Raw genomic sequence first — 18491 nt, 5'->3', positions numbered from 1 at the left:
CTATAAAGTTAAGCCGGGTCAATACCTCGGACGCAATAATGGCAAAGTGGCCCATGTCAGCCACTCCTATTTGTTGATTAATGAAACGTTGCCCGACGGCTTAGGATGTTGGCAAAAACGTAAAGTTAAGTTGGCTTTGAGATAGCCCCATTTATTTTTGATATTGAGTAATGAAAATGAGACAAGGATTAACACGTACACCAAGGATACTTACTGGGCTCTTCTCCTTATGGTTGTTTGTATTTTTAGCCCCTTTAGCGGCAGCTGAAGAAGTTTCGTCCAATGCCCTAAAAAGTATCGACTTTCGAACTAATAAAGATAAAGACGCCGTGATTGTCGTCGAATTGGCGTCACCGGCCGCGATTGTAGATATCAAGCGTGTACAGGAAGGGTTAAGTATCGATTTGCTTAACACTTCAGTAAAAGACGAGCAATTGTATCTCCTAGACGTGAAAGACTTTTCGACTGTGGTTGAGAGCGTAGAAGTGTTTCGCGACACCTCGACGACGCGCTTGGTTGCGCACATCAATGAAGAATACATGCATGATTACCGTTTAACGGGGCGTTTTTTGGAAATCAAAGTAGCGAAGATCAAACCCAATGAGAAAGCCCCAGATAAAAGCATTTTAGAAAGAGAAGGTAAGCTTATTTCGATTAACTTCCAAGATATTCCTGTGCGAAACGTCTTGCAGCTTATTGCTGATTACAACCAATTCAATTTGGTTGTCTCCGACTCTGTAGAAGGCAACCTCACGCTTCGTCTTGATGGTGTCCCTTGGCAGCAAGTGCTGGATATTATTTTGCAAGTTAAGGGGTTAGATAAGCGTGTTGATGGCAACGTGATTTTAGTTGCTCCGACTGATGAGCTGGACTTGCGTGAGAAGCAGCAGTTAGAAAAACAAAAATTGACGGAAGAAATGGGAGAGCTTTCATCTGAAATCATCAAAGTTAATTTTGCTAAAGCATCAGACATTGCGGAGATGATCAATGGTGAAGGAAATATCAGCATGCTGTCAGAGCGCGGCAGTATGACCATTGATGAGCGAACTAACTCGTTATTGATTAGAGAGTTACCTGAAAACATCGAGGTGATTCGAGAAATTATTGAGTCTTTGGATATTCCAGTTAAACAGGTTCAAATTGAGGCGCGTATTGTGACCATCAATGAAGGTAACATGGACGAGTTAGGGATTCGTTGGGGTTTTACGTCTATTAATGGCAGTAATACAGTGGGTGGTTCTATTGAGAACAACCTCGCCACGATCGGTCTCTATAATGGAGAAGGGGGTGATGACGGTGGTGACGGTGATGGAGTAGGGATCGATGACTTCCTAAATGTAAACTTAGCTGCAACCAGCCCGAATGCGACCAGCATTGCTTTTCAGGTCGCAAAGTTAGGTTCAGACACCTTGTTGGATCTTGAGCTTTCTGCGCTGCAACAAGAGTCTAAAGCTGAGATTATCTCGAGCCCACGTTTGATCACTACCAATAAGAAACCTGCCTATATCGAACAAGGTACAGAGATTCCTTACCTAGAGTCATCATCAAGTGGTGCAACGACGGTGACGTTCAAAAAGGCGGTATTAAGTTTGAAGGTAACCCCGCAAATCACACCGGATAACCGCTTAGTATTGGATTTAAGTGTCACGCAAGATAGACCAGGACAAGTCGTGAAGACAGGCACTGGTGAAGCTGTTGCGATTGATACTCAACGTATCGGGACGCAAGTGTTAGTGAATAACGGTGAAACGGTCGTTCTTGGTGGTATTTTTCAGCACAGCATTACTAACTCGGTGGACAAAGTGCCTTTGTTGGGCGACCTGCCGCTATTAGGTGCTCTTTTTCGTCGAAGTTATGAGAATGTTGGCAAAAGTGAGCTGTTAATTTTCGTCACGCCTAAGGTGGTGATTCAGTAGTTCTGTCTCGGGAAAAACTGATTAAATCAAAAATAAAGTTGCAATAGTGGCACCATGCTTGGATAATTTCGGGTCTTATCACGAATTATCTGTGAGGAACTGGTGCCACAAGCCTTGTAGAACAGCAGTTTAGCTGTGTTTTCTTGTGGCGATCTTATTGAATCAATGTTGTAAATTACTGCTAAACATGGCTGAGAAACGTAATATTTTCCTTGTTGGCCCAATGGGCGCCGGCAAAAGTACAATTGGTAGACATCTAGCACAGCAACTGCATATGGAGTTTGTTGACTCCGATACAGTGATCGAAGAACGCACTGGTGCAGACATCTCTTGGGTTTTTGATGTAGAAGGTGAAGAAGGCTTCCGCAAGCGTGAAGAAGCGGTACTTGAAGACCTAACACAAGAGCAAGGCATCGTGCTTGCGACTGGCGGTGGCTCTGTTAAGAGCAAAGAAAACCGCAATCGTCTTTCGGCACGTGGTGTTGTTGTTTACTTAGAAACGACGATTGAAAAGCAACTTGCGCGTACAAACCGCGACAAGAAGCGTCCTTTACTTCAAACGGATAACCCTCGCGAAGTACTGGAGCAATTAGCTGAAGAACGTAATCCTTTATATGAAGAAGTAGCGGATTACACTGTTCGCACTGACGATCAAAGTGCAAAAGTGGTAGCCAACCAGATCGTAAAAATGCTAGAAGAGAGATAAGTCTTTATCTTTTTTTTAATTGGAGCAAACCGATGGAACGGATTACGGTCAACCTAGCTGAGCGTAGCTACCCAATCTCTATTGGCGCCGGGTTATTTGAGGACCCGGCGTACCTCTCTCAAGTTCTCTCAAACAAAAATGCAAAACAAAAAGTTGTTGTGATCAGTAATGTCACAGTGGCGCCTTTGTATGCAGACAAAATTTTAAAGCAACTCGAGCAGCTCGGTTGTAGTGCATCCTTGTTAGAATTGCCTGATGGTGAACAGTACAAAAACTTGGATGTATTTAATCAAGTAATGAACTTCTTACTGGAAGGGAGTTATGCTCGTGATGTTGTGATCATCGCGTTAGGTGGTGGTGTTATTGGCGACCTTGTGGGTTTTGCGTCTGCCTGTTACCAGCGTGGGGTCGACTTTATTCAAATACCGACCACATTACTATCCCAAGTGGACTCTTCGGTTGGTGGAAAAACCGCGGTTAACCATCCGTTGGGTAAGAACATGATAGGTGCGTTTTACCAACCTAAAGCCGTGATCATTGATACGAACTGCCTGTCGACGTTGCCTGAACGTGAGTTCGCTGCGGGTATCGCCGAAGTCATTAAGTACGGCATTATTTACGATGCAGATTTTTTTGTATGGTTAGAAGATAATCTTGAGCGCTTGTATGCGTTGGATGAAGAAGCACTAACTTATGCGATCGCACGTTGCTGTGAAATAAAAGCGGAAGTGGTGGCTCAGGATGAGAAAGAATCGGGCATCCGTGCTTTGCTTAACTTAGGTCACACCTTTGGTCATGCGATTGAAGCGGAACTTGGCTATGGCAATTGGCTGCATGGTGAAGCGGTATCTTCCGGCACTGTTATGGCGGCCAAAACGTCGCATCTACGCGGTCTGATCTCGGAAGAGCAATTTGAGCGTATTGTTGCGATTTTGCGTCGTGCAAAACTGCCTGTGCATACTCCAGACAGTATGAATTTCGATGACTTCATCAAGCACATGATGCGAGATAAGAAAGTCCTCTCTGGTCAATTACGATTGGTTTTGCCTACAGGCATTGGCACTGCCGAGGTAATTGCTGATACGACGCAAGACGTACTCAAACAGGCGATAGACTTCGGTCGCGATATTTAACCTTGTAATGGCGCCTTTGGGCGTCATTCTTGTAGTGTATTAAGGTTATTAGATGAGTGTTGCTCACGTACTGGAATTAGATTCTCAAATCGAGTTGCTTGATAGATTAGGTCTACTGACTAACTTTGGTTCCAATCTCATTGCGATTAATGGTCATGATGGGTACGGGAAATCTTGGCTAGCGCAGCGATACCTTGAAGTGGGTGCCAGTAACAAGAATCAATGTTTGTTACTTTGTCATTCTAATCAAGACGATGTGCAGCATCGCGTCCTTATTTTGAGTCAACTGGTTTCAGACGCATTGTTTAATCAGCAAGAGCCTTTACTTGATAGCCTTGAAAGGCTTTTAGGTGATGAGCCGTGTGACATTGCAATTGTTGTAGATGATGCGCATTTATTGAGTGAGACACTTATCTCTGAGCTTTGGATGCTGGTCTTAGAGGCGCACCATAAGCCAAATTGGACCATCAATATCCTACTGTTTACACAGTCTGGACGTTTAGAAGGTTTGCTAGCACGTCTCAGTTATGGACAAGAGATAAAGCCTGTTGAGCTTGATATTGATATGTTGTCCGAAGTGGAAGCTCGTCGTTTCTTTGAGTCACTTGTTGCGCGCTACGTCGATGATGAGTCTGAGAAACGGGTTCGAGATGCATTTAAAAAAGTCGACCCAGTACCGGGTGACATCATGGCGTTAGGAGAGATGAAAGTGGAAAAAAGGATCATTATCCGCTCGATTGTCGGTTCACCCCTGAATATTGCGTTGGTGGTATTAGTATTACTGTTGCTTGCTGCTGGTGGCTATTGGTGGATGCTTAGTCAACCAAGTCCTGATGATAAAGCGCAGCAAATTGCTGGCAGTTTAGAGCAAACGGCTATTCCAACTTTTGAAGAGTCAGGAATCAGTGCAGCGCAGTCTTCACTGATTCCTGTAACCGATGGCTCTAGCAGTCTTGATAAGTCTGGTGCGGTTGATGATTCTGATTCATTACCGCCAGCAGTGACAGAAGAAGTAGCGAGCGTAGGCAGTGATGACAATCAACAAAGAGTGGTGATTGAGTCGAATGTGGTCGATGCATTGCTTGAAGGTAAAGCTGATTCAGCAGACACAAAAGCGATTGATGATGTCGTAGGTACTGAGAAGACAGAAACCGCCGATGAAACTAGCTCCCCTTTGATTAAAGTCGTAAAACCGAATCAAGATATGACGCAAGCACCTGCTCAGTCAGAAGAGGGTGAGGCAAACCAACCTGTTGTGAAATTTTCATTTGCTCGTGAAGAACTAAAAGCGCTATCGCCAAGAGCTTATACTTTACAACTCGCGGCTATGACCTCAATGGAAGATGTACAATCCTTTCTCAATGAGCATCAACTGAATAATCAAGTGCGAATTTATCCTACCGTTCGTAATGACACCGAGTGGTATATCATCACATATCAAGATTATCCGACAATTCAAATGGCTCGTGATGCCGTCGCAAGCTTGCCAGATTCGGTTAAGTCGGTGAGTCCTTGGGCAAAATCACTCCGTCAGGTTCACCGTGAAATTGAACGAGTGAAATAAACCTGAGCTTCCCTGAAAAATATGTTACATTCCGCAGCCTTAATTTTTGGTCGATAGATAGAGCAGTAGATGAAAAAGCAACGAGCCTTTCTTAAATGGGCAGGAGGAAAATACGGACTGGTTGAAGACATCCAACGTCATTTGCCGCCGGCTCGAAAGCTAGTTGAACCTTTTGTTGGTGCGGGCTCAGTGTTTCTGAATACCGATTATGACCATTATCTACTTGCAGATATCAATCCAGATTTGATCAATCTGTACAACCTGCTGAAAGAACGCCCTGAAGAGTATATCTCTGAAGCGAAGCGTTGGTTTGTCGCTGAGAACAACCGCAAAGAAGCCTACCTACACATTCGCGCTGAGTTTAATAAAACCGATGACGTGATGTACCGCTCTTTAGCGTTTTTGTATATGAACCGCTTTGGTTTTAATGGCCTATGCCGTTACAACAAAAAAGGTGGCTTCAATGTACCGTTTGGCTCTTACAAAAAGCCGTATTTCCCTGAGGCGGAATTGGAGTTTTTTGCAGAAAAAGCCAAAAAAGCTACGTTTGTTTGTGAAGGTTATCCTGAAACATTTCGTCGTGCGCGCAAAGGGAGCGTCGTGTATTGCGATCCACCTTATGCGCCGCTTTCAAATACGGCAAATTTCACCTCATACGCAGGTAATGGTTTCACGTTGGACGACCAAGCTGCATTAGCCGACATTGCTGAAAGAACAGCGACTGAACGTGGCATTCCTGTGTTGATTTCTAACCACGACACTACCTTGACACGTCGGTTGTATCACGGTGCGGATCTTAATGTGGTTAAAGTAAAGCGTACCATTAGCCGTAATGGTAACGGTCGTAATAAAGTTGATGAGCTACTTGCGCTTTTTCATGCGCCAGACATGGATAAATCAAGCTCTTAATTCTCACACTATTATATCTAAATAGTGGATCTCCCCACTGGCTTCGGTAGAATTGCGCGCAGATTGTTTGCTCATTACTACTGAGGTCAGGTATGAAAGATTTTCTTATTGCTCCATCCATTTTATCGGCAGATTTTGCTCGTCTCGGTGAAGATGTAGAAAAAGTACTCGCAGCGGGTGCGGATGTGGTGCATTTCGACGTTATGGATAACCACTATGTACCAAACCTGACTTTTGGTGCGCCTGTGTGTAAAGCACTACGCGATTATGGCATCACAGCGCCAATCGATGTTCACCTAATGGTGAAACCCGTTGACCGTATTATTCCTGATTTCGCAAAAGCGGGTGCGTCGATGATTACGTTCCATGTAGAAGCTTCTGATCATGTAGACCGTACACTGCAGTTAATTAAAGAGCACGGCTGTCAGGCTGGTGTGGTACTAAACCCAGCAACGCCACTTGCAAGTCTTGAATTTATTATGGATAAAGTCGACATGATTCTACTGATGTCGGTAAACCCTGGTTTTGGTGGTCAATCATTCATTCCTCATACACTAGATAAACTGCGTGCCGTTCGTAAGATGATTGACGAGTCTGGTCGTGATATCCGCTTAGAAATCGATGGCGGTGTGAAGGTTGACAACATTCGTGAAATTGCAGAAGCGGGCGCAGACATGTTTGTTGCAGGCTCGGCGATTTTCGGTGAGCCAGATTACAAACAAGTGATCGATCAAATGCGCGCTGAACTGGCTGAAGTTAAATAAGCACCGATAAGCCAGCGCAATAACACGCTGATTTTAAAGGCTGCCAGCTTGTTGGCAGCCTTTGTGTTTTCTAGTATTAGAAGAAATTAAATATCCACTGCGCTGAGCAAATAATCACTTGCCTATTTTACGCCCTTTCTGTACTATTCGTGCTCCTTAAACTCAGTCAATTATCTTTAGTTCCTTGCTTCCTCTGGACGACTGAGCCATTTGTGGAAGCTGAATAATCCGTAAGGAGCAACCAATGCGTCATTACGAAATCGTATTCATGGTGCACCCAGATCAAAGCGAGCAAGTTGCTGGCATGATCGAGCGTTACACTGGTTCAATCACTGAAGCTGGCGGTAAAATCCACCGTCTAGAAGACTGGGGCCGTCGTCAACTGGCTTACCCAATCAACAAGCTTCACAAAGCTCACTACGTTCTTATGAACGTTGAAGCTGACCAAGCTGTAATTGATGAGCTAGAAACTGCTTTCCGTTTCAACGATGCAGTTCTACGTAACATGATCATGCGTACTAAAGCAGCGATCACTGAGCAATCTATCATGCTTAAGCAAAAAGAAGAGCGTGCTCCACGTCGTGAAGAGCGTTCTGAAGCTAAGCCTGAAGCTAAGTCAGAAGCTGCTGAGTAAGTTTTCTTATGGCCAATCGAATGGAGCTGAGCGGCACCATTGCCAAACCGCCCATTCGTAGTAAAAGCCCTGGTGGCATTGAACACTGTCGGTTTTGGCTGGAGCATCGCTCTACTATTATCGAAGCTGACTTACCTCGACAAGTTTATTGTCGTATGCCGGTAGTCGTCAGCGGGCTTGGGTCACAAGCACTAACTCAGAATTTAGTTCAAGGCAGTAACATTAAGGTAAGTGGTTTTGTCACTTATCAAACCGGCCGAAATGGCGTGGGAAAATTAGTGTTACACGCCGACAACATTACTCAAATTTAAGATCAGGAGATAGCCCATGGCTCGTTTCTTCCGTCGTCGTAAATTCTGCCGTTTCACTGCAGAAGGCGTACAAGAGATTGATTACAAAGACGTAGCAACTCTTAAAAACTACATCACTGAAGCTGGTAAAATCGTACCTAGCCGTATCACTGGTACAAGCGCTAAGTACCAGCGTCAACTAGCACGTGCTATCAAGCGTTCACGCTACCTAGCTCTACTACCGTACACTGACAAGCATCAGTAATCGGTTCATTTTATTAAGAAAGAGGATTAAGCAATGCAAGTTATTCTACTTGATAAAATTGGTAACCTAGGTGGTCTTGGCGATACTGCAAACGTTAAATCTGGCTACGCTCGTAACTTCCTTATCCCACAAGGTAAAGCAGTTATGGCAACTAAAGCTAACGTTGAAATGTTTGAAGCTCGTCGTGCTGAACTAGAAGCTAAAGTTGCTGAGCAACTAGCTGCTGCAGAAGCTCGCGCAGAGAAAGTTAACGCTCTAGAAGCGGTAGTTATCGCTTCTAAAGCTGGTGACGAAGGCAAACTATTCGGTTCTATCGGTACTCGTGACATCGCTGACGCTATCACAGCTGCAGGCGTTGAAGTTGCTAAGAGCGAAGTTCGCCTTCCTGAAGGTGCTCTACGTAACACTGGTGAGTTCGAGATCAGCGTTCAACTTCACTCTGAAGTTTTCGCGACAGTTAACCTACAAGTTGTTGCTGCTGAGTAATTCAGTATCAAGACGAAATACTAAAAAGCACCTCCTCGGAGGTGCTTTTTTTATTTCTAAAACTGAGAGAAAAAGGGTTAAAAAGCGAAAAGTAAATTAACGGAAAATACGCTGTCTGCTTTGCTTAAGCCTTCAGGCACTTTATCGTGATACTGACGAGAGTGCGCTAGTTTCAGTGCGATATCTTCAGTAATATCATTGGTTACACTGAGTTCACTATCAGTACGTGTGTTACTTCTACCTGTTACCAACGTAATATCAGCTGCGAAACTTAAATTATCCAACGCATGCCAAGTTGTGTTGACATTTCCTCGAAAAATGCCTTCTCTAACGATATCGGGAAAGACAATATCGTCATCATCTATTTCGTCTAAGTTTGGCTCTTGATAGCGAAAACCAGGGCCTACTTCTACCTCTAAAATGAAGTTCTCAGTGTAGGAGAACTGGTAACCCAAACCACCTGACAACGTATAGTCTTTAAAATAAGCACTGTAGCGAGAATCCACTCCTTTAAAGCTGCCATACAAATACGTCTTAGGGCCTAACTTGTAGTCACTCTGCAGGGAATAGGTGGATGAGCGTTTGTCTTCTTCACCGTCTTTGTACAAGTTGTAGTACTTCCATTCACCATTAGAACGGTGTCGACCTGACGTATATTCAGCACTCAAACGAGCATTCAGGGAACGAGAGTCCGTGTTACCTGTGTGAGCTTGATAGCCGAACTCCACCTCGGTTTTTAGTGGGTCGGGTAAATCAATATTTTGCTCTGGCTGTACTGATTCGTCAGCATACGATGCACTAGCGCACAGTAGGCTAAAGCTAAGTAACCAGTATCGGGACACATCAACCTCGAACGTAATCAAAAAGGAGGGGCATGATACTGATACAGATATTTGGTTGGGTCAATGGTAGGTTAATTTTTATTAGAGCTAGGCGGAAGAACCAGGCTATTACCCGGATGGTTCACATGATGATTTCTTAACAAGTAATTGTCGCTTCGGGGAAGCATCTCAGCTAGGTTAAGGTTATAATCGTGGGTCAATAGTAGTTATCGAGCAAAGTCATGGCGGAAAACAGAAATCGCAAACCTTCAGACAGTCAGGTCGACGCAATCAAAGTGCCACCTCACTCACTAGAAGCCGAGCAATCAGTAATTGGTGGTCTTTTACTGGATAATGAACGTTGGGACACCGTTGCCGAACGTGTTGTGAGCAGTGATTTCTATAGTCGTCCACACCGCCTGATTTTTGAAGGTGTAAAAACCATTCTTGAAGCGGGTAAACCTCTCGATCTTATTACTTTATCGGAATATCTAGAGCGTCACGAGTTGTTAGAAGATGTAGGCGGTTTTGCTTACCTTGCTGACTTGGCGAAGAATACGCCAAGTGCAGCTAACATCAATGCGTATGCTGATATTGTCGCTGAGCGTGCGATTGTTCGTGGCCTTATTGGTGTCGCGAATGAAATTGCGGACGCGGGCTATGACCCTCAAGGTCGCAGTTCTGAAGATTTAATAGACATGGCGGAGAGTAAAGTTTTTGCTATCGCCGAGTCTCGAACTAGTGAAAACGAAGGACCACAAAACGTCGACAACATCCTCGAAAAGACGTTAGAACGTATCGAGTTGTTGTATAAAACGCCACAAGATGGTGTTACCGGGGTCGATACCGGTTTCACCGATCTCAATAAGAAAACCGCAGGTTTGCAAGGCTCTGATTTGGTGATTGTCGCAGCGCGTCCATCGATGGGTAAAACGACCTTTGCAATGAACTTGTGTGAAAATGCGGCCATGCAACAAGAAAAGCCCGTACTTATTTTCTCGTTAGAGATGCCAGCTGAACAGTTGATGATGCGTATGTTGGCCTCTTTGTCTCGTGTTGACCAAACCAAGATCCGTACGGGTCAGCTAGATGACGAAGATTGGGCGCGTATTTCTTCTACTATGGGTATCCTGATGCAGAAGAAAAATATGTACATTGATGATAGCTCTGGTCTAACTCCGACCGAAGTGCGTTCGCGCGCTCGCCGTATCGCTCGTGAACATGGCGGTCTATCTATGATCATGGTCGACTACCTTCAGTTGATGCGCGTGCCTTCGTTAACCGATAACCGTACTCTTGAGATTGCTGAGATCTCTCGCTCTCTTAAGGCGCTGGCAAAAGAGCTAAATGTGCCTGTTGTGGCACTGTCGCAGCTAAACCGTTCCCTAGAGCAACGTGCGGATAAACGACCAGTAAACTCGGACTTGCGTGAATCCGGTTCCATCGAGCAGGATGCCGACTTGATCATGTTCATCTACCGTGATGAGGTTTATCACCCAGATAGTCCGTACAAAGGTACGGCCGAAATCATTATTGGTAAACAGCGTAACGGTCCTATCGGCTCTGTTCGCCTCACTTTCCAAGGTCAACATTCGCGTTTCGACAACTACGCGGGTCCTGCATTCGATATTGATGATGAGTAATTCCATGAGCTATATGAAAGCGGCCAAGGCGTGCATTGATTTGTCTGCGTTGCAGCACAACTTACAGCGCGTAAAAGCTCAAGCGCCACAAAGTAAAGTGATGGCTGTCGTCAAGGCCAATGGTTATGGTCACGGATTACGTCATGTCGCAAAACATGCTAACCATGCGGATGCGTTTGGCGTGGCTCGCATTGAAGAAGCATTGCAACTGCGCGCTTGTGGAGTAGTAAAGCCGATTCTATTGCTAGAAGGTTTTTACTCTCCTGGTGACTTACCTGTTCTTGTGACGAACAACATCCAAACCGTGGTGCACTGTGAAGAGCAGCTTATCGCCTTGGAGCAAGCAGACCTTGAAACTCCGGTTGTCGTGTGGCTGAAGATTGACAGTGGCATGCACCGCCTTGGGGTTCGTCCTGAACAATATGACGAGTTTGTAACGCGGCTAAAGGAGTGTCCAAATGTAGCGAAACCGTTGCGTTACATGAGCCACTTTGGCTGTGCAGATGAGCTGGATAGCGATATTACCCCACAACAGATTGAGCTGTTTAAATCGTTGACTTCTGGTTGCCAAGGGGAACGTTCACTGGCGGCATCTGCGGGGTTATTGGCATGGCCTCAAAGCCATTTAGATTGGGTTCGTCCGGGTATTATCATGTATGGTGTGTCGCCATTCGATGACAAAACGGCGCAAGATCTTGGGTATCAGCCTGTCATGACACTTAAATCCCACCTTATTGCGGTACGTGAAGTGAAGAAGGGCGAAAGTGTTGGCTATGGTGGTATTTGGACCAGTGAGCGAGATACAAAAGTTGGTGTCATTGCTGTAGGGTATGGCGACGGTTACCCAAGAAGTGCTCCAAACGGTACGCCGGTGTGGGTTAATGGCCGTAAAGTACCTATTGCAGGTCGAGTTTCCATGGATATGCTGACGGTCGATTTGGGACCAGACGCAACGGATAAAGTCAGCGACGAAGCGATTCTTTGGGGGAAAGAGCTCCCAGTAGAAGAAGTGGCGGGTCACATTGGTACGATTGCGTATGAACTCGTGACTAAGCTAACGCCTCGCGTCGAGATGGAATACTCAAAATAAACAACGAAAGGCTAACCCAAGGTTAGCCTTTGTTTTACCTACTCACCGTTAATCGTAGCAATAACGCGGCGGCCGCCACCAAAGTCTCGATGCTCACCCAAGTAAATACCTTGCCATGTTCCTAAAGCTAATCGACCATTTTGGATTGGTACCGTCACACTACTGCCCAGCAGTGATGCTTTAATATGTGCCGGCATGTCGTCGTCACCTTCATAGGTGTGCTGATAATAAGGAGCACGCTCTGGCACAAACTTATTGAAGTGCGCTTCCATGTCCATACGCACGGTTGGATCAGCATTCTCATTTAAGGTCAAACTGGCGGAGGTGTGCTGAATAAATAAGTGTAATAAACCTACTGAAAGTTCGTTTATTTGTGGTAATTGTTGTTCAATTTCATCAGTTATCAGGTGAAAACCGCGGCTTCTCGCTTTTAATTGCAGTGTTTTTTGTGCCCACATACGTGTTCCTTTGGAAATTTATAAATTGGAGTCTATCCTATTCCAATTAGAGCCTGTCATTAGTAAATGATATGATTCTTGTCATCGTAAATGAATTGTTCAATTTCAGGGCAGGGAACGTGACCTAACTCAATGTGAGTGTAAATACTCTCAGTCATAATTGGCACCTGAAAAAAAATTACAAAGACTTGTTTTGTGGCAATTCGCCCAAACATCTAATTAATATTCTATTTGCTAAATCGGGGATTCCACAGTTTTCGCTAGACTGTAAGGAATGGAACCTACTGTAACATCGGGATAAAGACCATGTTGAAAAATATCAATCCAACGCAAACACAAGCTTGGAAAGCGCTAACTGCGCATTTCGAATCTGCACAAGATATGGATCTTAAAGAGTTATTTGCTCAAGACGCAGCGCGTTTCGACAAATACTCTGCACGTTTCGGCTCAGACATCCTAGTCGATTACTCAAAGAACCTCATCAATGAGGAAACTCTGAAGCACCTGTTCGCTCTTGCGAACGAGACTGAGCTGAAATCTGCAATTGAAGCGATGTTCAGTGGCGAAGCGATCAACCAAACAGAAGGTCGCGCTGTTCTTCACACTGCACTACGTAATCGCGCGAATACACCAGTAATGGTAGACGGCGAAGACGTAATGCCAGCAGTGAACGCGGTTCTAGAAAAAATGAAATCATTCACTGAACGCGTTATCGGCGGTGAGTGGAAAGGTTACACAGGTAAAGCAATTACAGATATCGTGAACATCGGTATCGGTGGTTCTGACCTTGGTCCTTACATGGTGACGGAAGCTCTAGCACCATACAAAAATCATCTAAACCTTCACTTCGTATCTAACGTTGATGGTACTCACATCGTTGAAACGTTGAAGAAAGTTAACCCAGAAACGACGCTATTCTTGATCGCGTCTAAGACGTTCACAACGCAAGAAACCATGACTAACGCGCACACTGCTCGTGATTGGTTCTTAGAGTCAGCGGGCGATCAAGCGCACGTGGCTAAGCACTTTGCTGCGCTTTCAACGAACGCGACAGCCGTGTCTGAATTCGGTATTGATACCGCGAACATGTTCGAATTCTGGGACTGGGTTGGTGGTCGTTACTCACTATGGTCTGCGATCGGTCTATCAATCGCATTAGCGGTAGGCTACGACAACTTCGTTGAGCTGCTTGATGGCGCTCACGAGATGGACAAGCACTTTGTATCAACAGATCTAGAAAGCAACATCCCAGTGATCCTTGCGCTTATCGGTATTTGGTACAACAACTTCCACGGTGCGGAATCAGAAGCTATTCTGCCTTACGATCAGTACATGCACCGTTTCGCGGCGTACTTCCAGCAAGGCAACATGGAATCAAACGGTAAATACGTTGACCGTGAAGGCAATGCTGTGACTTACCAAACAGGCCCAATCATTTGGGGTGAACCAGGTACCAACGGTCAGCACGCTTTCTATCAGCTAATTCACCAAGGTACTAAGCTGATCCCATGTGACTTCATTGCACCTGCAATCAGCCACAACCCAGCTAGCGATCATCACCAAAAACTGATGTCCAACTTCTTTGCGCAAACTGAAGCACTAGCGTTTGGTAAGAGTGAAGAAACCGTGAAAGAAGAGTTGGTGAAAGCAGGTAAGAACGCTGAAGAAGTGGCAGCGATTGCGCCATTCAAAGTGTTTGAAGGTAACCGTCCAACAAACTCTATCCTAGTGAAGCAAATCACGCCTCGTACGTTAGGTAACTTGATCGCAATGTACGAACACAAAATTTTCGTACAAGGTGTTATCTGGAATATCTTCAGCTTTGACCAATGGGGCGTGGAGCTAGGTAAACAACTGGCTAACCAAATCCTACCTGAGCTTGCAGACGAGTCTCAAATCAGCTCGCATGACAGCTCAACAAATGGTCTAATCAACGCATTTAAAGCGTTCAAAGCTTAATGTTTGGTTTGAATAGATAAAGAAAAGGTCAGCAAATGCTGACCTTTTTTATTGCCTGAGGCAAAAACAAAATAGGTTGGCCAGTGCCAACCTATTTTTTCTCTTTTATTCGAAGCAAATTTCGATAAAGGCATTTCCCCATTGGGAAGAGAAAGGCATGATAATAATTGAGCCTTCACACTTGTGGCGAATCGTATGACCTCGGCCCGAAACCACAACCGGTGTTGCCATATCAAAGTCAAAACCACTTTCCGCCAGAATGCGTTTCGCACCACCAGTAACCATGTTGGTGATCTCACCCACCATATCGGTCACTTCTTCATTGAGCCCATTTGGACGTTCACCAAGCATGTTCTGCATGATTTCTAGGGCGAGTGCTTCATCAAAGGTGATCGACATTGAACCACGAGTTTGTGGGCCTACCATACCAATCAGACCAGAAACGTCACCTCGTGCGATCTCATCTTTTTTGATTCGCGGTTTTTGTGGCTTCAGCTCAAGAGAAGCCATAGTTTTTAGCACGTTCATTAAAGAAGCTAAAAACGGGTTTACAAATTCAGCGCGCATAACGTTCTTCTATACTTTTTCTTTCGTCTCGGAGGAACAGGCCTGGCATTCACCATGAGTTTCAATAACTTGGTTGGTCAGTTTGAATCCATGCTTCTCGGCGTTTTCGGCTAACAAGGATATCAGCGTCTCATCTTCGAGTTCAACGACATCACCACATTTATCGCAAATTAGTAATTGGAAAAAGTGCTGCTGAGTATTGAAAGAACAACAAGTAATAAAGCTATTTGTCGATTCCACTCGGTGGATGAAGCCTTGCTCTAGGAGAAAATCTAATGCTCGATAAACAGTGGGCGGCTTAGCCTGAGGCTCACTCTCTTTTAGTTGCTCCAATAGCTCATACGCACTTGAGGCGCGGCGATTAGAACAAATGAGTTCAAATACGCGTCGGCGTTGCGGAGTCAGTCGTACTCCACGCTCTGCGCAGATACTTTCAATTTGTTCAATGATTGTTGGGTTCAAACCTTTCACCATAACTATCGGACGTGCTCTATGATAAATCATTTCTATACGAAGTTCGTTTAGAAATGCTTCATTTTACCCACTATCAGAACGAAAATCATGAATTAAAGCAAGTCGGTGGTGGTGTGAAGGCGGAATAATCATCACAGAATGAATCAACGAATGACAGATTCGTATTACTTCTGCGTATTCCTAAGCACTTGGCTAGTCAGCCAACCAAATCATTCTCGCTGAAACTAGCACCCAGAGGTGCTTGGGTATACAATACCCGACTTATTTTTTGAGCGTACTGCTGCGCTCGACCTTGGCAACATAAAAACGGGTGTTTATATCATGACTCATTCTTGCAGGCTCTCCGTAGCACCAATGTTAGATTGGACTGATCGTCATTGTCGCTACTTCCATCGCTTAATGACCAAAGAAACCCTGTTGTATACTGAAATGGTGACGACAGGTGCGATCATTCATGGAAAAGGAGATTTCCTGGCTTATAACGAAGAAGAGCATCCGTTAGCCCTTCAACTTGGTGGTTCAAACCCAGCAGATTTGGCTACGTGTGCCAAGCTAGCGCAAGAGCGTGGCTACGATGAGATTAACCTAAATGTGGGGTGTCCATCTGACCGCGTACAAAACGGTCGATTTGGTGCTTGCCTAATGGCTGAACCGCAGTTAGTTGCGGATTGTGTCGCAGCAATGAAAGACGTGGTCGATATCCCTGTAACAGTCAAGACTCGCATTGGTATTGATGATCAAGACTCTTACGAATTCCTAACGGACTTCGTTTCTATTGTTTCAGAAAAGGGTGGCTGTGAGCAGTTCACTATCCATGCTCGTAAAGCTTGGTTAAGTGGTCTAAGCCCAAAAGAAAACCGTGAGATCCCACCATTGGATTACCCACGCGCTTACCAATTGAAGCAAGACTTCTCACACCTAACGATTGCGATTAACGGTGGCGTGAAATCATTAGAAGAAGCAAAAGCACATCTTCAGCATCTTGACGGTGTGATGATTGGTCGTGAAGCATACCAAAGCCCATATTTACTGGCATCGGTAGATCAAGAGTTGTTTGGCTCTAATGCTCCAGTGAAGAAACGCAGCGAAATTGTTGAAGAGATGTATCCATACATTGAAGCGCAATTAGCGAAAGGTGCGTACCTTGGTCATATTACCCGCCACATGTTAGGTTTGTTCCAAAGCATGCCCGGTGCTCGTCAATGGCGTCGTCATATCAGTGAAAATGCGCACAAACCAGGTTCTGGTCTAGAAGTATTGCAAGACGCGCTAGCTAAGATTCCAAAAGAATTGAATGTGTAAAATTCGCCAGTGAATGGCTAAAATTACCAACTAAAGAATGATAAAGCCAGAGTGCAGAAATGCCTCTGGCTTTGTTTTTTTATTAAAAATCATAATCTTAACTTCGTTTCTGTAAGTTGGTATGGAAACTGCTCTGTTTATTGAAAACAAATGGAGAAGTGATTATGTTGGAGCTAATCTTTATTTTAGTCTTTGCGGCGACCTTGTTGGTTACGGGTATCACAATGATGACCGTATTCGCAGCAACTGGTATTGCGTTAGTTGTGATGTTTTTACTGGGAATGGTTGGAGCGGTACTTAAACTATTACCATGGTTAATCGTGATTGCATTGGGTATTTGGTTCTTCAAGAATTACGTCGCTCAGCCCCGCTATAAATAATGAGTAACATCATTTAGTTGATGGAGAGGCGTGAGAATATGGTATATTTCCTCTCACGTCCTCTACGTGAATATCAGCTATCTCGGAGTAAATACTACATGACAAATAAAGCGAACATCGCTTTAACGGCATTATCGTTGGCAGTATCTTTTCCTGTTTTTGCAGAGTACTCTGTATCGACAAAAGTCGGCGCAGAGGTATGGGCTGCCGACACTAAAGTTAATGAAGTGAGACGAGATAGCAGTACCGCAGGCACTTTTTACGCGGCGATTGAACATGATGTTAAATATGTCCCTAATGCGCGCCTTCGTTACTCAAGTGTTGATGCGGATTACATGGGGTTCGATAAGCTCGATTTAACCTTGTATTACCACGTTCTAGAGCATGATTTATTGCACTTTGATGCGGGTCTCACGTTCAGTAATTTAAGTGACACTAAATACATTGATGCTGGCTCAAGCAGGCGTGTAGAAGAATTTGATGAGCTGATTTGGGCTTGGTATGGTTACGCAGAAATTCAAGTTCCGGATACAAACTTTGATGTGATTGGTGAGATAAACTTTGGTGACAACAAAGGTATCAAAAGCACCGATTTCATGGCAGGTGTTCAATACAATGTACCGCTCGAAAAAGCTCGACTGGCTTTTCGTGGAGGTTACCGTGTGATTGATTTAGAGTCCGATAAATTCATGTCGGATCTAGGGAAAGAGTTTATTTTTGCTAACGGCTTCTTTGTGAGTGCGGAATACGCGTTCTAAATTCAGCCATGTTAGATATTCGATTTACTTAAAACGTCGCTTTATAAGCGGCGTTTTTTTATATCACTTCATTATATCTAATCGAAATTTCTCCCTATTTGGCTGACTTAGACCATGCTTACCTAGGAGCAATGTGAAAGTTAAAGCAGGGATAGCGATGACAATAAATGAACTAAGACATCTATTCCGTGAAAATCAGCTTATCGAAGCGATTATTGAGCCTGCAATCCAAGAGGGTGGTTGGGTTGTAGAGTTCAGACATGCGCGCGGTGGTTTTGTTTTTCTAACGGACAGTCACGGCGAAGAATGTCTTTATGAAGATTTGGATACTGCGTCAAAATCGGCAATGGCAGTAGGCTTTCAACAAGTCCG

22 protein-coding genes are annotated in these 18491 nt (G+C 44.6%); 18 read left to right on the top strand and 4 right to left on the bottom strand.

Annotation, left to right across the window (positions count from 1 at the left end):
- From CAG68_RS17310 to rplI, 11 genes are all read left to right on the top strand, one after another.
- A partial coding sequence (locus CAG68_RS17310) for a pilus assembly protein PilP (protein ID WP_161441409.1) occupies window positions 1–145 on the top strand: 145 nt, incomplete at its 5' end.
- Between the two features lie 25 nt (window positions 146–170).
- Window positions 171–1916 carry a type IV pilus secretin PilQ gene (locus CAG68_RS17305; protein WP_005382765.1) on the top strand — a complete coding sequence of 582 codons (1746 nt, stop codon included), beginning with the start codon at window positions 171–173 and terminating at the stop codon, window positions 1914–1916.
- A 187-nt stretch (window positions 1917–2103) separates the two neighbouring features.
- The gene (gene aroK, locus CAG68_RS17300) at window positions 2104–2622 is read left to right on the top strand and encodes a shikimate kinase AroK (protein WP_005381319.1); all 519 of its coding nucleotides are present in this window, start codon (window positions 2104–2106) and stop codon (window positions 2620–2622) included.
- A gap of 32 nt (window positions 2623–2654) precedes the next feature.
- Window positions 2655–3755, top strand: a complete 1101-nt coding sequence (gene aroB / locus CAG68_RS17295) for a 3-dehydroquinate synthase (protein WP_005381318.1) — start codon at window positions 2655–2657, stop codon at window positions 3753–3755.
- A 52-nt stretch (window positions 3756–3807) separates the two neighbouring features.
- On the top strand, window positions 3808–5319 hold the full coding sequence (locus CAG68_RS17290) for an SPOR domain-containing protein (RefSeq protein ID WP_025768079.1): 1512 nt from the start codon (window positions 3808–3810) through the stop codon (window positions 5317–5319).
- 69 nt (window positions 5320–5388) lie between these two features.
- Window positions 5389–6228, top strand: a complete 840-nt coding sequence (locus CAG68_RS17285; RefSeq protein WP_005382762.1) for a Dam family site-specific DNA-(adenine-N6)-methyltransferase — start codon at window positions 5389–5391, stop codon at window positions 6226–6228.
- Window positions 6229–6320: 92 nt separating this feature from the next.
- Window positions 6321–6992 carry a ribulose-phosphate 3-epimerase gene (gene rpe / locus CAG68_RS17280; RefSeq protein WP_005381300.1) on the top strand — a complete coding sequence of 224 codons (672 nt, stop codon included), beginning with the start codon at window positions 6321–6323 and terminating at the stop codon, window positions 6990–6992.
- A 244-nt stretch (window positions 6993–7236) separates the two neighbouring features.
- Window positions 7237–7626 (top strand): 30S ribosomal protein S6, encoded by a 390-nt coding sequence (rpsF, locus tag CAG68_RS17275; RefSeq protein WP_005381299.1) that lies wholly within the window; start codon window positions 7237–7239, stop codon window positions 7624–7626.
- An 8-nt stretch (window positions 7627–7634) separates the two neighbouring features.
- On the top strand, window positions 7635–7937 hold the full coding sequence (gene priB, locus CAG68_RS17270) for a primosomal replication protein N (protein WP_005381298.1): 303 nt from the start codon (window positions 7635–7637) through the stop codon (window positions 7935–7937).
- Window positions 7938–7953: 16 nt separating this feature from the next.
- On the top strand, window positions 7954–8181 hold the full coding sequence (gene rpsR, locus CAG68_RS17265) for a 30S ribosomal protein S18 (RefSeq protein ID WP_000090472.1): 228 nt from the start codon (window positions 7954–7956) through the stop codon (window positions 8179–8181).
- A gap of 33 nt (window positions 8182–8214) precedes the next feature.
- Entirely contained in the window at window positions 8215–8667 is a 453-nt protein-coding gene (gene rplI / locus CAG68_RS17260; RefSeq protein WP_005382760.1) for a 50S ribosomal protein L9, read from the top strand.
- 77 nt (window positions 8668–8744) lie between these two features.
- Here rplI and CAG68_RS17255 read toward each other — a convergent pair whose 3' ends face one another.
- Window positions 8745–9509 carry a DUF481 domain-containing protein gene (locus CAG68_RS17255; RefSeq protein ID WP_025768078.1) on the bottom strand — a complete coding sequence of 255 codons (765 nt, stop codon included), beginning with the start codon at window positions 9507–9509 and terminating at the stop codon, window positions 8745–8747.
- A gap of 221 nt (window positions 9510–9730) precedes the next feature.
- Between CAG68_RS17255 and CAG68_RS17250 the strand changes: the two genes are divergently transcribed.
- Together CAG68_RS17250 and alr are read left to right on the top strand one after the other, a co-directional pair.
- Window positions 9731–11131 carry a replicative DNA helicase gene (locus CAG68_RS17250; RefSeq protein ID WP_005382759.1) on the top strand — a complete coding sequence of 467 codons (1401 nt, stop codon included), beginning with the start codon at window positions 9731–9733 and terminating at the stop codon, window positions 11129–11131.
- Window positions 11132–11144: 13 nt separating this feature from the next.
- Complete coding sequence (alr, locus tag CAG68_RS17245; protein ID WP_031777284.1) at window positions 11145–12221, top strand: alanine racemase; 1077 nt, start codon at window positions 11145–11147, stop codon at window positions 12219–12221.
- Window positions 12222–12259: 38 nt separating this feature from the next.
- Here the strand turns inward: alr and CAG68_RS17240 are convergent, their stop codons facing one another.
- Entirely contained in the window at window positions 12260–12679 is a 420-nt protein-coding gene (locus CAG68_RS17240) for a secondary thiamine-phosphate synthase enzyme YjbQ (RefSeq protein WP_005381271.1), read from the bottom strand.
- Between the two features lie 306 nt (window positions 12680–12985).
- On the opposite strand from CAG68_RS17240, the gene pgi reads away from it, so the two are divergent.
- Window positions 12986–14638 (top strand): glucose-6-phosphate isomerase, encoded by a 1653-nt coding sequence (pgi, locus tag CAG68_RS17235; RefSeq protein WP_047009937.1) that lies wholly within the window; start codon window positions 12986–12988, stop codon window positions 14636–14638.
- 105 nt (window positions 14639–14743) lie between these two features.
- On the opposite strand, the gene CAG68_RS17230 is transcribed toward pgi, so the two are convergent.
- Window positions 14744–15205 (bottom strand): chemotaxis protein CheX, encoded by a 462-nt coding sequence (locus CAG68_RS17230; protein ID WP_005381269.1) that lies wholly within the window; start codon window positions 15203–15205, stop codon window positions 14744–14746.
- Between the two features lie 9 nt (window positions 15206–15214).
- Window positions 15215–15679 carry a zinc uptake transcriptional repressor Zur gene (gene zur, locus CAG68_RS17225; RefSeq protein WP_005381268.1) on the bottom strand — a complete coding sequence of 155 codons (465 nt, stop codon included), beginning with the start codon at window positions 15677–15679 and terminating at the stop codon, window positions 15215–15217.
- 321 nt (window positions 15680–16000) lie between these two features.
- Here zur and dusA point away from each other — a divergent pair, with 321 nt between their 5' ends.
- The 4 genes from dusA to CAG68_RS17205 form a co-directional block, all read left to right on the top strand.
- On the top strand, window positions 16001–16981 hold the full coding sequence (gene dusA / locus CAG68_RS17220) for a tRNA dihydrouridine(20/20a) synthase DusA (RefSeq protein WP_017821727.1): 981 nt from the start codon (window positions 16001–16003) through the stop codon (window positions 16979–16981).
- A gap of 164 nt (window positions 16982–17145) precedes the next feature.
- The gene (gene pspG / locus CAG68_RS17215) at window positions 17146–17361 is read left to right on the top strand and encodes an envelope stress response protein PspG (protein ID WP_005381266.1); all 216 of its coding nucleotides are present in this window, start codon (window positions 17146–17148) and stop codon (window positions 17359–17361) included.
- Between the two features lie 98 nt (window positions 17362–17459).
- Window positions 17460–18119: a TIGR04219 family outer membrane beta-barrel protein gene (locus CAG68_RS17210; RefSeq protein WP_005381265.1), complete on the top strand. Its 660-nt coding sequence runs from the start codon at window positions 17460–17462 to the stop codon at window positions 18117–18119.
- A gap of 157 nt (window positions 18120–18276) precedes the next feature.
- Window positions 18277–18491: hypothetical protein (locus tag CAG68_RS17205; RefSeq protein WP_161441410.1), on the top strand; the 215-nt coding region annotated here is incomplete at its 3' end.

Source organism: Vibrio sp. V42_P2S4T144 (assembly GCF_009904715.1).
Lineage (GTDB): Bacteria > Pseudomonadota > Gammaproteobacteria > Enterobacterales > Vibrionaceae > Vibrio > Vibrio alginolyticus.
The sequence above is the reverse complement of the archived record's forward strand: the minus strand, read 5'-3'. Positions and strand labels throughout refer to the sequence as shown.

Bases quoted from the DNA above. Each gene is read 5' to 3' on its own strand.
- CAG68_RS17250 (WP_005382759.1), top strand. From the start codon at position 9,731: ATGGCGGAAAACAGAAATCGCAAACCTTCAGACAGTCAGGTCGACGCA.
- alr (WP_031777284.1), top strand. From the start codon at position 11,145: ATGAAAGCGGCCAAGGCGTGCATTGATTTGTCTGCGTTGCAGCACAAC.
- rpsR (WP_000090472.1), top strand. From the start codon at position 7,954: ATGGCTCGTTTCTTCCGTCGTCGTAAATTCTGCCGTTTCACTGCAGAA.
- pspG (WP_005381266.1), top strand. From the start codon at position 17,146: ATGTTGGAGCTAATCTTTATTTTAGTCTTTGCGGCGACCTTGTTGGTT.
- aroK (WP_005381319.1), top strand. From the start codon at position 2,104: ATGGCTGAGAAACGTAATATTTTCCTTGTTGGCCCAATGGGCGCCGGC.
- priB (WP_005381298.1), top strand. From the start codon at position 7,635: ATGGCCAATCGAATGGAGCTGAGCGGCACCATTGCCAAACCGCCCATT.
- rpsF (WP_005381299.1), top strand. From the start codon at position 7,237: ATGCGTCATTACGAAATCGTATTCATGGTGCACCCAGATCAAAGCGAG.
- CAG68_RS17305 (WP_005382765.1), top strand. From the start codon at position 171: ATGAAAATGAGACAAGGATTAACACGTACACCAAGGATACTTACTGGG.
- CAG68_RS17240 (WP_005381271.1), bottom strand. From the start codon at position 12,679: ATGTGGGCACAAAAAACACTGCAATTAAAAGCGAGAAGCCGCGGTTTT.
- CAG68_RS17210 (WP_005381265.1), top strand. From the start codon at position 17,460: ATGACAAATAAAGCGAACATCGCTTTAACGGCATTATCGTTGGCAGTA.
- aroB (WP_005381318.1), top strand. From the start codon at position 2,655: ATGGAACGGATTACGGTCAACCTAGCTGAGCGTAGCTACCCAATCTCT.
- pgi (WP_047009937.1), top strand. From the start codon at position 12,986: ATGTTGAAAAATATCAATCCAACGCAAACACAAGCTTGGAAAGCGCTA.
- CAG68_RS17230 (WP_005381269.1), bottom strand. From the start codon at position 15,205: ATGCGCGCTGAATTTGTAAACCCGTTTTTAGCTTCTTTAATGAACGTG.
- zur (WP_005381268.1), bottom strand. From the start codon at position 15,679: ATGGTGAAAGGTTTGAACCCAACAATCATTGAACAAATTGAAAGTATC.
- rplI (WP_005382760.1), top strand. From the start codon at position 8,215: ATGCAAGTTATTCTACTTGATAAAATTGGTAACCTAGGTGGTCTTGGC.
- CAG68_RS17285 (WP_005382762.1), top strand. From the start codon at position 5,389: ATGAAAAAGCAACGAGCCTTTCTTAAATGGGCAGGAGGAAAATACGGA.
- dusA (WP_017821727.1), top strand. From the start codon at position 16,001: ATGACTCATTCTTGCAGGCTCTCCGTAGCACCAATGTTAGATTGGACT.
- CAG68_RS17290 (WP_025768079.1), top strand. From the start codon at position 3,808: ATGAGTGTTGCTCACGTACTGGAATTAGATTCTCAAATCGAGTTGCTT.
- rpe (WP_005381300.1), top strand. From the start codon at position 6,321: ATGAAAGATTTTCTTATTGCTCCATCCATTTTATCGGCAGATTTTGCT.